Origin of the sequence: Arthrobacter sp. 9V, assembly GCF_902506065.1 — a bacterium.
Taxonomy (GTDB): Bacteria; Actinomycetota; Actinomycetes; order Actinomycetales; family Micrococcaceae; genus Arthrobacter.
Genome location: NZ_LR732912.1, coordinates 4,471,147 through 4,485,387, shown reverse-complemented (window position 1 = coordinate 4,485,387; position 14,241 = coordinate 4,471,147). Strand labels below are relative to the sequence as shown.

At 59.6% G+C, this 14,241-nt stretch carries 10 protein-coding genes; all 10 read right to left on the bottom strand.

The features are described 5' to 3' along the window. Positions 1–239 precede the first annotated feature (239 nt). Positions 240–1,694 (bottom strand): aldehyde dehydrogenase family protein, encoded by a 1,455-nt coding sequence (locus BACI9J_RS20610; protein ID WP_159736004.1) that lies wholly within the window; start codon positions 1,692–1,694, stop codon positions 240–242. A 971-nt stretch (positions 1,695–2,665) separates the two neighbouring features. Continuing rightward, positions 2,666–4,285, bottom strand: a complete 1,620-nt coding sequence (locus BACI9J_RS20605) for a sigma-54-dependent Fis family transcriptional regulator (RefSeq protein ID WP_159736003.1) — start codon at positions 4,283–4,285, stop codon at positions 2,666–2,668. 25 nt (positions 4,286–4,310) lie between these two features. Next, positions 4,311–5,852 (bottom strand): class I adenylate-forming enzyme family protein, encoded by a 1,542-nt coding sequence (locus tag BACI9J_RS20600; protein WP_159736002.1) that lies wholly within the window; start codon positions 5,850–5,852, stop codon positions 4,311–4,313. Next, positions 5,849–6,520 (bottom strand): VOC family protein, encoded by a 672-nt coding sequence (locus BACI9J_RS20595; protein WP_159736001.1) that lies wholly within the window; start codon positions 6,518–6,520, stop codon positions 5,849–5,851. Before BACI9J_RS20595 ends, BACI9J_RS20600 begins: the two co-directional genes overlap by 4 nt. Positions 6,521–6,549: 29 nt before the next feature. Beyond that, positions 6,550–7,377 carry a 3-ketoacyl-ACP reductase gene (locus BACI9J_RS20590; protein ID WP_159736000.1) on the bottom strand — a complete coding sequence of 276 codons (828 nt, stop codon included), beginning with the start codon at positions 7,375–7,377 and terminating at the stop codon, positions 6,550–6,552. After that, the gene (locus tag BACI9J_RS20585) at positions 7,370–8,704 is read right to left on the bottom strand and encodes an MFS transporter (RefSeq protein WP_159736582.1); all 1,335 of its coding nucleotides are present in this window, start codon (positions 8,702–8,704) and stop codon (positions 7,370–7,372) included. The genes BACI9J_RS20590 and BACI9J_RS20585 overlap by 8 nt, the downstream gene beginning before the upstream one ends. Before the next feature lie 297 nt (positions 8,705–9,001). Further along, a complete protein-coding gene (locus BACI9J_RS20580) occupies positions 9,002–9,961 on the bottom strand; it encodes a phosphotriesterase family protein (protein ID WP_159735999.1) in 960 nt (319 codons plus the stop codon). A 106-nt stretch (positions 9,962–10,067) separates the two neighbouring features. Further along, positions 10,068–11,060, bottom strand: coding sequence for an ABC transporter permease (locus tag BACI9J_RS20575; RefSeq protein WP_159735998.1), 993 nt, complete (start codon positions 11,058–11,060; stop codon positions 10,068–10,070). A gap of 1 nt (position 11,061) precedes the next feature. Next, entirely contained in the window at positions 11,062–12,621 is a 1,560-nt protein-coding gene (locus tag BACI9J_RS20570) for a sugar ABC transporter ATP-binding protein (protein WP_268891984.1), read from the bottom strand. 314 nt (positions 12,622–12,935) lie between these two features. After that, positions 12,936–13,868: a sugar ABC transporter substrate-binding protein gene (locus BACI9J_RS20565; RefSeq protein WP_159735996.1), complete on the bottom strand. Its 933-nt coding sequence runs from the start codon at positions 13,866–13,868 to the stop codon at positions 12,936–12,938. Positions 13,869–14,241 lie beyond the last annotated feature (373 nt).

Sequence of the window (14,241 nt, the reverse complement as noted above, 5' to 3'; positions counted from 1 at the left end):
TGGCACGAGGGAAGGCGGTTGGGCGGTGCTGTTGCCAGCAATTCGGTTCACTGGAACTTTGCAACGGAATGGACCTGTCAGACGACGGAACGTGGGCAGGTGATGCTCTCGACTGGCAACTTCAGCACAAGTGGCGGGTTGGAACGGTTTTGCAGAGCGCCTCTCTCCCAGAGAACGTTGCGTCCCGCCGCGGGGCCGTGGACTCCACGGCGGGACGCCCTCATTCTTCTCAGACGGCGTTAGGAAACCTTATTGAGGGTGATGGTCTGCCAGTTTGTGTATTCCATCAGTCCGTGCAAGGAGTTCTCGCAGCCGATACCGGACTGCTTGTGGCCTCCAAAGGCCTGGTCTGGTGAGTACTGATGCACCTCGTTGATCCAGACGGTGCCGGCCTCGATTTGGCTGCCTATACGTTGGGCGGCTTCAAGGTCCTTGCTCCAGACGGTCGCTCCGAGGCCCCAGATCGTGTCATTGGCTCTGGCGATGACGTCCGCCTCGTCTTTCCATTTCAATAGTGGCAGGATCGGGCCGAATGGCTCTTCGACCACCAGCTTCGAGGATTCCGGCGGGTTGTCGACCAGGGTCACGGGAACGACCCAGCCTGTGGCGTTCTCATCAATCTGTCCCCCCAGAGCGAACGTGTGACCGTGGACGCGTGAATCCTCGAAGAACTCCTTTACCTTTTCGTACTGCTGGAGGTTCTGGATCGGGCCGATCTGGGTATCGTCCTCGGCCCCGTCACCTACTTTGACGGTGCGGGCGTAGGCAACCAGTGCATCCCGGACGGAGTCATAGACATCCTCATGGATGAAGAGCCGTTTGGTGGCCTGGCAGAACTGGGCGTTGTTCTGGAATGCGGCCCAGAACAACTGCGGCGCCACCGTCTCGGGGTCGACGTCCGGCAGAACGATCGCCGGGTCGTTTCCGCCAAGCTCCAGTGTGATGCGCTTGATGTTATCCGCCGCCGAACGCATCACGTGACGGCCGGTTTCTGTGCTGCCGGTAAACGAGATCTTGTCGAGCCCCGGGTGCGAGGTCATCCAGCGGCCCAGGTCGTCGTCGCCGGACACGACGTTGAGCACGCCGTCCGGCAAGACGCCCTGAGCAAGTTCACCCAGCCGCAGAGTTGTCAGGGGAGTAAACGGCGACGGCTTGACTACGATAGCGTTGCCAGCCATCAGTGCAGGCGCGATCTTCCAGATGGCCAGCAGGATGGGGAAGTTCCAGGGCGTGATCGCGCCGACCACACCGAGCGGTGTGTATCTGGTGATGACGCGGCGAAGCTTAGTGTCCTCGATGACCTCTTCGGGAAGTCGCTGCTTAGCGATTTCCCGCAGCCAATGGATCGAGCCTCCGACTTCCCACTCGGCGCCAGCACGCGGCTTTCCTTGCTCGCGCGTCAGGAGCGCCATGAACTCTTCAGCGCGCTCCTCAAGACGGTCTGCCAGTGCCGTAACAGCAGCCTGGCGCACCTCGACCGGTGAATTCGACCACGCGGGGAATGCCGAACGGCCGGCATCGATGGCCTCGTCGAGCTGGGCTCGTGTTGCCACGGGGACCTGTGCAAACGCTTCGCGTTTAGCCGGATTGTAGACGGGCAGGGTCAGTTGCGACACCGCCGACTTACCGTTGATTGTCATTGTGTAGCTACTGTCCAGCAGGCCCGGGCTCAACTCTGAGACGACAGAGTTCATATCAACCTCCATTGGTTGTCGTGTTCGATGAATCCACAGCGTGGGTTTCTTCACAGTAGTTCGCAGTCAAAAGGCCAACTGTTTCATTTAGGAACATCCGCACGGCGACCTGTTGATCCGGACGTCGCGAATGCCGAGGTTGGCTCATCGCCGGGGCTAGGGGCCCAGAGTCTCTGTCGCACGTCGTGGGGAAAGTTGTTCCCGCCTCAGGTTTAGTCTTAGCCATCTAAGCCCTCGCCGGCTTCGCCAAGGAACGCTGCGCTCCAATATATCCCCGCCATCACCGACGCTCTGATGGGCCGCTTGGGGGTCGCCAAGCGTTCACGACCCACCCGCACCTAGACCAGATCGACGCCCACACGGCCTATCGAGACTCTCATCGGGCGGATCGAGGAAGCGATGACGCCCTTTCGCACCGCGAAGGAAGTGCTGGCCCGACATACCGGGGTGCCCTCAAAGCGGCCCAGGGGATCATCGTCCAAACCGGTGCCGACATGGTCGTGTTCGAAACCCCAGGCCGGCTCGTGCCCTGGACCGGGTCCCGTCCCGGACCCAACGAATCCACTGGTCGGATCGGAGCTTGCGCATCCTGCACGCAACAAAATACCTTAAAGCAATCCCGGGCAGTGGCCTCTCCGCGTCCCCGGGCAGGGACAGCACTTGGGAGCCAATCAGCGGCGCATTTCCGCCCGGGCAGTGTCCGATAAAAGCCATCACAGACTCCATCCTCACTGCAGTCTCGCACATGCTCACCGACGGTGAATGCTAAACCGAACCGGCGCGGACCAACTTCACCCACCTGGACCCGATAAAGGCAAATTAACGCCATCCGGAGACCCAAACAGCTTCGGATTCGAAGTCACCATCACCCACCGCAGCCTGAATAGCCTCACTTTCACGTCAGCCGAATGAGTTGGACCAATGTATTTCAGGCTGCCGTCATAGCTTGCCTTCGGGTTGTTGCCCCGGCGCTACCTCCGGATACCTAGGGCATTCATCCTGCGGTACAGCGTGGTACGGCCAATGCCCAGGGTGGCAGCCGCGTGCATCTTATTGCCGAGACAATCGGCAAGAGCCCGCGTGATCGTATCGATTTCGGCCTGTTCCAGGGGGGTGAACCGTCTTCGGCTGGGCGCGGTCCGATATCTCTGAGGTAGGGCCCGCACCCCGATGGCTCCTTTTGCGCACTGGTCGACTGCGTGGCGGAGCACGGATACCAGCTCGGTCACGTTGCCTGGCCACGGGTGCCGTTCCAGGACGTGCAGAGTCTCCGCGCTTAGCCACGCCTGAGGTTGGAGATCGCGTACAACTTCCCGGGCGATCATGCAGATCTCATCTCGGCGATGACGCAGCGGTGGCAGATCAATGCGTTCAAGGCATCGCGACGAAACATCGAGATGCTCACGCCCCAAATTGTCATCGGGACCGCAGGTCATCACGAACCAGCCCTGGGCCTCGTCCAAGTGGCGGCCGAGCCGTCTGGCCGTCCGCGAGTCCAGAAGGTCGATGTCTTCGATGATTACGAGCTCATCGGAAACGGAGCTGGACCCTCTGTGAAGTCCGCGGGCTTCGGAACCGCTCACCTCCCTCGGGTCGAGAAGGCGCGTCGGCCGATCACCAGCAAGACGCTTCGCCAGATGACTCCGTCCGGAGCCTTGCTCGCCTCGGATCAGAACTGGCGATTGGAGGGCTCGAAGGCGTTTAATTTTCCTATCCATGGCCAATCCAGGAGCGCTTCGCCGTGGTATAACGGGCCGCACCCGCTCCCCGCCTCTTACTTCGACAAGGAGTGCGCCATCCGTACCTGGCACCACAGTGCAAAGGACTCTCAGTTCCCGCTGCTCGCCACTTTCCAGTCTCAGCTGCGTCTCGGTTGAGGCTCTGTGTTCAGCATGCAGCTCGCGTACTGTCCGCTGGAGCTCCGGGGTAAAGAGCTCGGTCGCGGCATCGTTGGCAATGGTAAGTCCGTTGCCCAAAGCGATGAGGGGGGCTTGCACCCGTGCCGACCTGGCCTGGAAGGCTGCAAAAATTCGCTGCTGCGAGGTCGGGCTGCCGGCAAGCAGCCGCAGCTCGACGTCGTGCGCCGCCCGTGCAAGCAAGGGGATCATTAAGGGGGTTGAGTTGCTTGCAAAGCAGGTAATATCCAGCACGCCTTCCAGGCGCTTGGTGACGGGATGGATGATCGGATGCCCGTAACAGCTCAAATCCTTCAAAATCTCAAGGAAGTGTTCACGTCCATTGACGGCGATGCCCTGACCGATCTCGAACACGGTGGCAAGGGAGTTCGTTCCAGTCCGGTCTTCGTCATAGCTGAACCCAGGCACGGCGAAGATCGTGTCCAGCTTGGCCGCGAGCTGAGATTGCCCGAGCCGTCGATCGACAATCACCGAACCCCGGTTCGCCAACAGGATGCTGAACCGGTCTCCCAGGAGTTGCTCGGCTATCGCATCAAGCACCGGGCGGGCGGCACGAAGCAGCCTGCTGTGCGGGTCGACCGGCGTTTGCGGTCCTTCGTCGATGAGCGAGCCCGGCGTCAGTCCGTTTTGTGAGGCTCGCCGCCAGGACTGCGCAATAGGATCCCGGAGGCCCACACGCTCATTATCCCAGTGCACAGCATCAAGCTCCAGCCGGCGAGGATTCGTTTGGCTGGAGCCCACGGAGGTTGCGCCGCGTAAGCTTGCCGCTTGATGTCGTTGGCAGCGTATCGACGAAGTGAATCGCCCTCGGCACTTTGTACGCAGCGAGACGTCCTCTTGCGAACTCAAGAAGTTGCTTGGCATCACCCCTGTGACCCGGGGCGAGAACGATGTAGGCGTGTGCTACCTCGCCCTTGAGCGCATCGGGTTCGCTGCCGACCGCGACCAGACCCACGGAGTCGTGTTCGATCATGACGCGCTCGATCTCGGCGGGGTACACGTTGTAGCCGCCGGTTAGGATCATATCCTTCAGCCGATCGATCACGAAGAATTGACCAACCGCGTTGCGGGTGGCAATGTCACCGGTATGCAGCCAGCCGTCGGCGTCGATCGTCTCGGCTGTGGCTTTGGGATTGTTGAAGTATCCCTGCATGAGAAGAGGGCCCCTGATCATCAACTCCCCCGCCTGCCCGTCCGGCACCGTCACACGTGGATCCTCTAGGCTCGCAACCCTTAACTCCGTGCCGGGCAGCGCTACCCCGATCGAGCCTCGCTCATTGGGTGCGTAAAGTGCGTGTGTGGTGCCTAACCCTGCGATTTCCGTCATCCCCCACAACTCGATCAGAGGAGCACCGCTCACTGCTTCCCAGGCATCGATCACCGCGGTAGATATGGTCTGTCCTCCAACCGTGCATCGGGTCAGTGAACTGAGGTCGGCTGCAGGAAGCTCGGGTGTGGTCAAGAACATCGCGTACACCGTCGGAACACCCTCAAACATTGTGGCGTTCCAGGCGCCGATGAGCCGGAGCGCCTCGGCAGCATCGAAGCGTTCCATGAGCACGACGGTACCGCCCGCCAGCAGGGTTGCATTGATGGCGACATTGCCATAAACATGAGGGCAGGGCAGAGCCGTGACGACTGTGTCGGCGCTTGAGCGTACGTGCATCGAAGCCGTGTAGGAACAGTTCAGCAGGAGCGAACGCTGAGACTGCATGGCGCCCTTGGGGCGCCCAGTGGTGCCTGAGGTGTAAGCAATGCAGGCAAGGCTCTCGGGGTCGACCACAGCCTGTTCGAAATGCTCCGCCGGTTGTTCGATTAATTCGTGAAAGCTTGCCCCGTGATCGTTTGCACCGTCCAAGGACAGCACCAGTCGCAAGGATGGTGTTGACGCCTGCAGATTGCCGAGTGAATGAAGACGCTCTCCCGAGGCTAGGAGCGCACTGACGCCGGCGTCCTTCACGATGAAGTCCACCTCTGAAGGGGTCAGCATCACGCTGACTGGGTTGACAACAGCCCCGGCTTTGAGGATTGCGTGATAGGAAACCACCCATTCCCAGCGGTTCTCCGAGAACAGCATCACGCGGTCTCCCGTGGCGACGCCGGCATCATGGAGGGCGGCAGCCAAATTGGTGGACGCCGTATCTAGTTCCCGGAAGGACAGTTCCCGCGTGTTCGTGACGAGCGCGAGCTTCTCCGGAAACCGGAGAGCCAGGGCCGGAAGGAGCTCCCCGAGGCCGTTCATCGGACACGGCTCTTGGTAGTGCTGAGCGAGTGGATCTCCATCGCATCTCCTTTGCTGGTCTGTACTGTATGGGCCGGGGCCGACTCTTGCTCCGGCATTGGCGGGGGACCGGTGTATACAAGTTCTGAGTGATTCCAGGCTGCGGCCTGGCTTTTCATGAAGGAATAGAAGAATTCGCCGGCCGGGGTGATTTCGATGAACTCCTCGAGCGCACCGAGCGGCTCCGCGCCGCCCACCATGAGGATTCGAGCGCCGCGTGGAGTTTCTCCGCTGAACAGCACTTCCCGTCCTGCTTTGTGGAGTGCATTGACGGTGGCATCAAAGTCGCGTACCGCGAATCCAAAATGGTGCAGTCCATACCCACGCTCGGCGGCCCATTCTGCGAAGATCGACCGGGAACCGGGCTGTGGGCAGACGAGTTCGTACATCATCTCCCCGGCATAGCCCAAAGCGATGCGCGCACCGAGAGGCGTCGGTTTGCCCCTATACACAAAATGCTCCGACTGATCAGAAGGCTCGGGCCCCAGGAACCACGGCCCCGCGCCAAAGGTTGAGGAGAAGAACGTCATCGCCTCGGCTAAATCTTTGACGACGAAGCAAAGTTGGATGAATTCGCGTCCGCGCTCACCGGGCGGGACGTTCGGAATGGGGGGCAGCTGAATAGACATGGTTCTTCCTTCTTTAATGATCGCTGCAACTACGGGGAAAGAGGAATGTTCAAGCCACCTGCAACCCATATCGGCTGGCCGGTGAGATAGGGCAAGCGGCCGGATGCGAGCGTAGCGATAGCCTGACCCACGTCACCGGGCTGGCCCCATCGAGGCACCGGAACTCGGCCCGATGTGATCCACTGGTCAAGAGCTGGTGCGCCCGCCGATGCTGTCATGGCCGTCTCTATGAACCCGGGCCGCACTTCGTGTACGAAAATGTTCTCGCTGGCAAGGCGCACCGCGAAGAGTTTGGACACCATCGACAAGGCAGCCTTCGAAATGCAATATTGCGCGCGCCCGAGCGAGACAAGTTCTGCGGAGATGGACGTAACCACGATGATGGAACGATAGTTGCCCGCGTCGGGCAGTGAGATCATCCGGTTGGCGATTGCCTGGGTTAGGAAAAAGGTTCCGCGCAGGTTGATTTGCATGACGCGGTCGAAGGCCTCGGCAGTCAGGTCGAGAACATCGGTGAGGGGTCTCGCGGCGATACCGGCGTTGTCCACGAGGCAGTCGACTCGGCCGAACGCTTTCCAGATCACATCGACCAGTTCCTTGAACGAGTCGATGTCGGAAATATCGGCCTGCACATAGGCGGTCGCGGCGCCGGCTTCCCTCAGCAGGTTCCGGATGCCCGCCACGCCATCATCGTCGGGCTGGAGGTCAACAATCACGAGGTCAAAACCTTCATGCGCCAACGCCTGCGCCGCTGCAAGTCCCAAGCCCTGTCGTCCCCCGGTCACGACCGCAACAGGGCGATCCTGAGGGTGTCCCTTATGGTTTTCGGGACGTTGCCGTGTATCCAGTTCAGACATCACGGAGGTCCATTCCTTTAGTCTCGCGCCAGGTTGCAACGACCCCGATGCCGATCAGGCACATAAGAATCACGTAGGAGTTGAAAATCCAGCCGGCGTCGACGCTGTAAAGCAAGGAGTTGAGGTATGGTGCTGTTCCTCCGAAGATGGCGACGGACAGGGAAATGAAAAATCCGAGCATCCTTGTGCGATAGCGGTTCGGTACTTGCTCTGAGATGACGGCAGGCTGTGAACCTGCGACGAAGCTCACCAGCACTAAGGCGACGCCCTGTGCCACGAATAGCGTCCAAGGTTGATCGGTGATCATGCTCATCAAGGGGAATGTGAGCACGGCGAAGCCGCCGAAGAAGATGAACGTGACGGCCTTTCGACCGATCTTGTCAGATAGCCAACCGGCGCCAGGAATAGAGGCGATGTAGATGAGCTGGGCGAAGACGCTGGCGAGGAAGGCATCAGCGGGGTTCATGTGGTGGTGGGTGATCGCGAAGACAGCAGCAAACGACGTCCACGTGTAGTAGACGACTGTCGTGCCGGCCTCATAAAGAAAGAGTTTCACTCCGACAGCCATGAGCTTTGCGGGCCTCAACCTGTCGCTTGGCTTGCTCGGGTCGGCGGCTTCGGCTGCGCGCTTTTCGACTTGTTCTTCGTAGATCTCACTTTCCATCATTCCGCGGCGAAGGAATAGCGTAACGACCGCCAGAAGGGCACCGATAAGGAAAGGAATTCTCCAGCCCCAGTCGCCGGCGTCCTCCGGGCTCACGTTCGAAGTGATGAGGGCGCCGGATAAGGTTGCCAGCAGGCCGCCGACAGCTACACAGAAGAAGACGGTGCTCGACCAAAGGCCGCGGTGTGCGGGTGGGGCGATCTCCGATACATAGGCGTATGAAGCGATCGATTCGCCACCGTGGGCCAGACCCTGCAACAGCCTTGCAATAAGAACGATGAGCGAAGCAAAACCGCCGATCATCGCGTAGCTGGGGACCAGTGCAATGATCAGGCTGCCTGCTGCCATCAGCAGCATTGTTGTGATCATTGTGCGCCGCCTACCATAAAGGTCGGCGAGGCGCCCAAAAATGATTCCTCCGAGCGGTCGAAAAACAAAGCCGACGGCGAAGATGCCGAGGGTAGCTAGAAGCGCCGAAGCCGGATCCGCTGGATCGAAAAGCGCCTTTGCGATGAATGGCGAAAAGACTGCGTAGATCGTCCAGTCGAACCACTCAAGGAGGTTGCCGAGGGCGCTGGCTCCCAGGGACCGCAAGCGGGGTCTCGGCTGCGTGATAGGGGGCGGCGCGGAGGCCGTTTCGAAGTTTGGTGTTGTTGAAGTCATCATTGACCTTTCTGTTCAGGAAGTAGGTGGGCTGTGGACGCCGCTGGCGGATCCGCCTATTCGAGTGGCGTGAAATCCGCGCGATATCGTTGTCCCCGGGTCTGCAACAGGTCCAACAGGCATGCGGGGCCCGGGTTTCGCCCACAGATCGCGAGTAAATCGTTGGAAGCCGGTCGAACCTTACGGAGTTCACTGTCGGCCTTCCTTGATGTGGCGGTGCGGCAGCAGCGGTATATCAGGGAAGTGTGATGGCAGGGTGGCGCGTTTCCGGCCGTCTGTGGCTGTTGCGATATACGGTCATTCGAAGTGCCGCCGGGGGTTCGCGACGAGCATCAGGTCGATATCGGCTGCGGAGACCCCCTTCGTCAGTAGCGCCGGGATCACGTCCTCACTGATGTGTCGATAGTTCCAGTTCGGGACGAGTTGTTGTTTGAGGTGGGGGTCAAAGAAGTCGATAAAGCATGATGCATCGTGCGAAAGGACAATGTTGTCCACGTATCCGCGGTTGATTAGTTCCACGACAGTGTCGACGCGGTCCGCCAACGACAGGAAACTGTCGAGGCCGAACCGATCCATCCCGAGCAGGGACCCAGAGTCTGCGAGGCGCGTAAGGTATTCGATATCTGTTGAGTCACCTGAATGGCCGATGATGACCTTGGAGAGGTCGACACCTTCCTCCATCAAAACGCGTTGCGCAATCAGGCCAGATCGGGTGGAGGCGTTCGTGTGGACGGTGATTGGTGCGCCCGTTTGGACGCTGGCGCGTGCGGTCGCCCGCATTACTCGTTCTACGCCAGGGGTGAGTCCCGGCTCATCGATTGCACACTTGAGAAAGCCCGCACGAACCCCTGTGTCCGCGATCCCCTCAGTGATGTCTCGAACGAACAAATCCGTGAGCGGTTCAGGTACGTCAAACATCAGGCCTGGGCCGGTGTAGTGAAACTGCATCGGAACGTCGTTGAAGGTGTAGAGACCTGTCGCGGCAATGATGTTCAGTTCTACTTGTTGGGCGATCGTCTTGATCCTGGGTAGGTACCTTCCAAGACCGAGGACTGTGGGGTCCATGATGGTGTCGATGCCGAGCTCTTTCAGCTCGGTGAGGTCAGCAACCGCCTTGGCAATCATTGCGCCTTCGTCCCAGTCCCGCTGATAATTCTCACGGTATTCTTCCCCAAGGACGAAGATGTGCTCATGCACGAGTGTGCGTCCGAGCGAGGAGGTGTCTACCTCACCTGTGACGGTGGAAACCTTTGTCATGGCCTACGTTCCTTGTTCATTCATAGGATTGTCATCCGGTTGGTTGGGAGATTCTGTGTCATTCGTGCACCTGCGCGGAACGCTGGTGCATGGCAGGCAGTCGGCGTTAGCGGGTGACGCTTCGGCGTCGGGCGAGGACCCCGACTCCTACACCGACGATAAGCAGCACGCCTTGAAACAGATACTGGAGGGAGGTGTCCGAACCAGCAATGGACATGGCATTGAAGGCCACTCCGACTGTGAGCACTCCAATGAGGGTGCCGACAATGTGGAATTTCCCGTCCCTTAGAATTGCCGACCCGAAGAATGCCGCCGCAAATGCGCTTAGGAGGAAACCGTCGCCGGCGTTGGTGGAGCCGCCGCCTGTTCGTGATGCGAGGTAGAATCCGGCAATTGCACAACTCAGTGAAGCAATGACATAGACGAAGACCCGGATCCCCTTGATTCGAATGCCGGAGAGCCGTGCCGCCTCCGCATTTCCACCGACGGCCTGGATTGCATGCCCGACAGGGGTTCGGTTGAGGACGATCCAAAGCGCAACGCCGACGCCGACCATCAGATATATCGGGATCGGTAGACCGAGAAAGCGGCCGAGGGAGAGCCCGACGAAGGCGGTGGGGTCGCTGAGACTAATCGGTATCCCTTTGGTGTAGGCAAAGCTCAATCCGACTACGATCGTTCCTACGCCCAAGGTAGCGACTAGGGAATTGATCTTGAAATGTGCGACGAGAACCCCGTTCAAGAGGCCGATAGCCGCAATTGCCGCGACCGTGATCAGCAGGGCGAGCGGGATGCCGAGCCCCTGTTTCTGCATGAGTCCAACGCAGAGAACGCCGGCAAGACTGGTCTGATACCCGATGCTGAGATCGAATTCTCCGGCTGCAAGGACGACTGTCAGCCCCATGGCGACAATGGCTGGGAGCGCGATCTGATCAAGTACATTGACCGCGTTACTCCATGTCGGAAACGCAGGTAGCGTCAACGAGAACACAATGATCAAAACAACCAGGAGCGCGATCGCCCCGTATCTTGCAAAGATTTGCCATATGTCAAGTTTGGGCACAGCAAACTCTTTGTTCGATGTTGTGGCGGTGGTCATTTCATTCCTCCGGGCTGTAGCAAAGTGTTGTTAGGGTATCGACGGTTGCTTTTTCCCCGTCGACGACGGTCGCTATGCGGCCTTCACGCATGACGGCCACGCGGTCGCAGATCTCGAGTTCCTCGAAGTCGCTTGAAATCATGAGGACGGATGTTCCGTCTTGTGTGAGGGCACGGACTAGTTCGTAAATCTCAGCCCGGGCTCCGACGTCGACGCCAACGGTCGGTTCGTCGAGGATGAGAAGGCGGGGCTTGGTCCGCAGGAATCTTGCGAGGATTACTTTTTGTTGGTTTCCGCCGCTAAGGTGGGCTACGTTCTGGCGGGTGGAGGAGCTTTTGATGGATAGTTCCTGCACATATGCGTCCGCCGCATTACTGGCTCGGGAAGCGCTAAGAATCGGAAGCCAGGGCGCCAGTCTGTTCTCGTCGAGGGTTGCAAGATTGATGTTGAAGTCAATGGATTCCTCAAGAAAAAGCGCCTCGGACCGTCGCTCTTCAGGAACGAGTACAACCCCTTGCTGGATGGAGTGGCGAGGTGATCGGGGCGAGTATGGATGCCCGTTCAGTTCCATATTTCCCCCGGAGATCGCGTCCGCTCCGGCGATTGCACGAGCCAGCTCTGTCCTGCCGGAACCAACAAGGCCGGCGAGACCGAGGATCTCGCCCTGACGAATCTCGACGGAGGCACCCGTAACCCGGCTTCCAACCTTAACGTCGTGAAGCGCGAGGACGGGTTCGGATGCGTCCTCTGAAGCGGCCGCCGGGCGTCGGAAGGTGTGCATAGCGAGCACTTCCCGACCGACGATGGATTCAGTAAGCTCGGCACGGTTCACATCCCCCTTCTCGTGTCTGCCAACGACACTTCCGTTGCGGAAGACGGTTATCTCATCCGATAGCGCGAGCACTTCATCCAGTCGATGGGAGATATAGAGGACTGCGACTCCGCTGCCGGTCAGCGCGTGGATAACCTCATACAGTTTTTCTGCCTCGGCGGCCGTGAACGATGCGGTGGGTTCGTCCATTGCGATAACCCTGGCATCCCGCATCAGCGAACGTCCCAGCGAGACCATCCACCGATCACTGACCGAGAGTTGGCTAACGTCAGTGTCCATCGGAAGGCGCGCCCCGAAGCGGTCCAACACTTCTTTGGCACGCCCACGTACGGAGGACCATCGAACCAGGCCCGCCGTTGTCGGCAAAGAGTAGCCCATTGCCATGTTCTGCAGGACGGTGAAGCCCGGTACAAGATTGAGCTCCTGGTGGATAAAGCTGAGGCCGAGACTTGCGGACACTGACGGTGAATCAATGGAAACCACATCGCCATCAATTTGAATCTCACCCGCGTCAGGATGCACAAGGCCTGCGAGAATTTTGACGAAGGTGGACTTTCCCGCGCCATTCGCGCCAACGAGTGCATGCACAGTGCCAGCCTGCAGTTCCAGGCTTGCCCTGCTTAGTGCGGGCACACCTGCATAACTTTTCACAATTCCCCTCGCCGCGATGACAGGGAGCGTAGCGGGGACGCACGGTTCTAAGTGCAATTTCCATTTCAACCTTTTCATTCAGCAGGTGTGCCCACACACTCAGCAAGCCTTCATCATTGGGTGCAAGTCGACGGTTACCGGTTCAAAACCTCTGCTGGGAACGCCCGAACTGCGTCAAGCTCCGGCCTCTCCACTGCGCGTGGGTCTGCACCGCAATGGGCAGGCACGTTCCGTTGCTGCAATCGCCGTGCTTGGGGTTCGCCCCAGGTCGGGGACGTTCGATTTCCTGGCCCCGGCGCCGGGTAGGATGACATCGGTCTGACACCGGATCTGTTGAAGATCCAGCGACGCCGCCAAGATGTGCCGGGCTGAGGCGGCGCCGCCGTTCGTGTTTAGTCCTTAAGGGCTTCCGGATGCTGGGACACGAACGCCTTGATGTTGTCCTTGGTGACCACGGTGAACGGTGCGACTTTATCTATGGTCTTGACGCCGTCGACCCCGTTCTCCAGAACCTCGGGAATCGCCTCTGCAGCGATTCGCCCCGCTCCCGTTGCGTCAATCCAAACGGTGCTGGTCTGGCTGCCGTCCTGCACTGCCCGCAGATTCACTGCTGGGCCGTCTAGTCCGTGAATCGTGACATCTGTGCGGCCGGCCGCTTTCACAGCCGCGATCACTCCTTGCGCAGGCTCATCAAAACAAGACCATATGACATTCGGTCCCGAGTTGGCCGGGTGCGCCGCCAGCCAAGCCTGGGCATATTGCTGGCCGCTCTGTACCTGGCCCGGAATCGTGACCTGTTGGAAAGTTAAATCGATGTCCGTGTTTGCGGTCGCCTCCTTCATCGCCTGACCGCGGCCGCCGCATGGTCCACCTAGGTCGTAGCCGAGCGCGAGCAGGTTGCCTCCCGACTGCAGGTCGTTCAGGACCTCCTTAGCGCTGGCCACTCCCTGGGCGTAGCCGAAGTCCCAGGTCGCCTGTACTCCGTCCGAGAGTCCTCCGCCCGCCGTCAGGACGGGGATGCCCGCAGCCTTAGCCGACAAGACGCCGGCCGCCATGGCATTGGCCGGGAACACTGTGTAGAAGATGGCATCGACCTTCTTCGCGACAAGGTTTTGAATGGCGGCGATGGCCTTGTCCGGGGCGCCCTGCGCGTCGACCAGCGTTGTATTCCAACCCTTTTTATCGGCGACTTCCTGGAAACCCACCAAAATGTTGTTGCTCGTGGAGTTGGCCTGCGAGAAGGAGACCAACCCGATCGAATATGCGCCATCTTTTTTTGAGGCTTCATCAGCCGGAGAGCTGCTGCTACAGCCGGTGAGGCCCAAGGCAGCAGCGACTACCGCGGCTGCCATGAGTTTCTTTCGAGAAAACATCTTTGTTGCCTCCTGTGAGTGTGCAGATTAGCGATGCAGATCACTGCGGCAAGAAAGGCGCCCGTGGCTCGCTAAGGTGACCAAGCTATCAAATGCTGCAATTGATTTCAATAGTTGATCTCACGGGATTGTGCCGGACCAGTGTGGCGGAACTCCTTGCGGGGAGCGTAGCGGCCTAAGTTGCCAAACCCGAAGGCCCGCTTTTACGGCACCACGGTGACTGAGCGGGCACCAACCGGGTGTCGGGTCTAAAGAACAGCGGGAACTGCTTGTCATTGGGCAGGCGGGCTGACTCCAGACGCCGGTGAACTGCGAATCGTCCATG

Coding starts and splice junctions, on each gene's coding strand:
- BACI9J_RS20610 (WP_159736004.1), bottom strand. CDS start 1,694: ATGAACTCTGTCGTCTCAGAGTTGAGCCCGGGCCTGCTGGACAGTAGC.
- BACI9J_RS20600 (WP_159736002.1), bottom strand. CDS start 5,852: ATGAACGGCCTCGGGGAGCTCCTTCCGGCCCTGGCTCTCCGGTTTCCG.
- BACI9J_RS20595 (WP_159736001.1), bottom strand. CDS start 6,520: ATGTCTATTCAGCTGCCCCCCATTCCGAACGTCCCGCCCGGTGAGCGC.
- BACI9J_RS20590 (WP_159736000.1), bottom strand. CDS start 7,377: ATGTCTGAACTGGATACACGGCAACGTCCCGAAAACCATAAGGGACAC.
- BACI9J_RS20585 (WP_159736582.1), bottom strand. CDS start 8,704: ATGACTTCAACAACACCAAACTTCGAAACGGCCTCCGCGCCGCCCCCT.
- BACI9J_RS20580 (WP_159735999.1), bottom strand. CDS start 9,961: ATGACAAAGGTTTCCACCGTCACAGGTGAGGTAGACACCTCCTCGCTC.
- BACI9J_RS20575 (WP_159735998.1), bottom strand. CDS start 11,060: ATGACCACCGCCACAACATCGAACAAAGAGTTTGCTGTGCCCAAACTT.
- BACI9J_RS20570 (WP_268891984.1), bottom strand. CDS start 12,621: ATGAAAAGGTTGAAATGGAAATTGCACTTAGAACCGTGCGTCCCCGCT.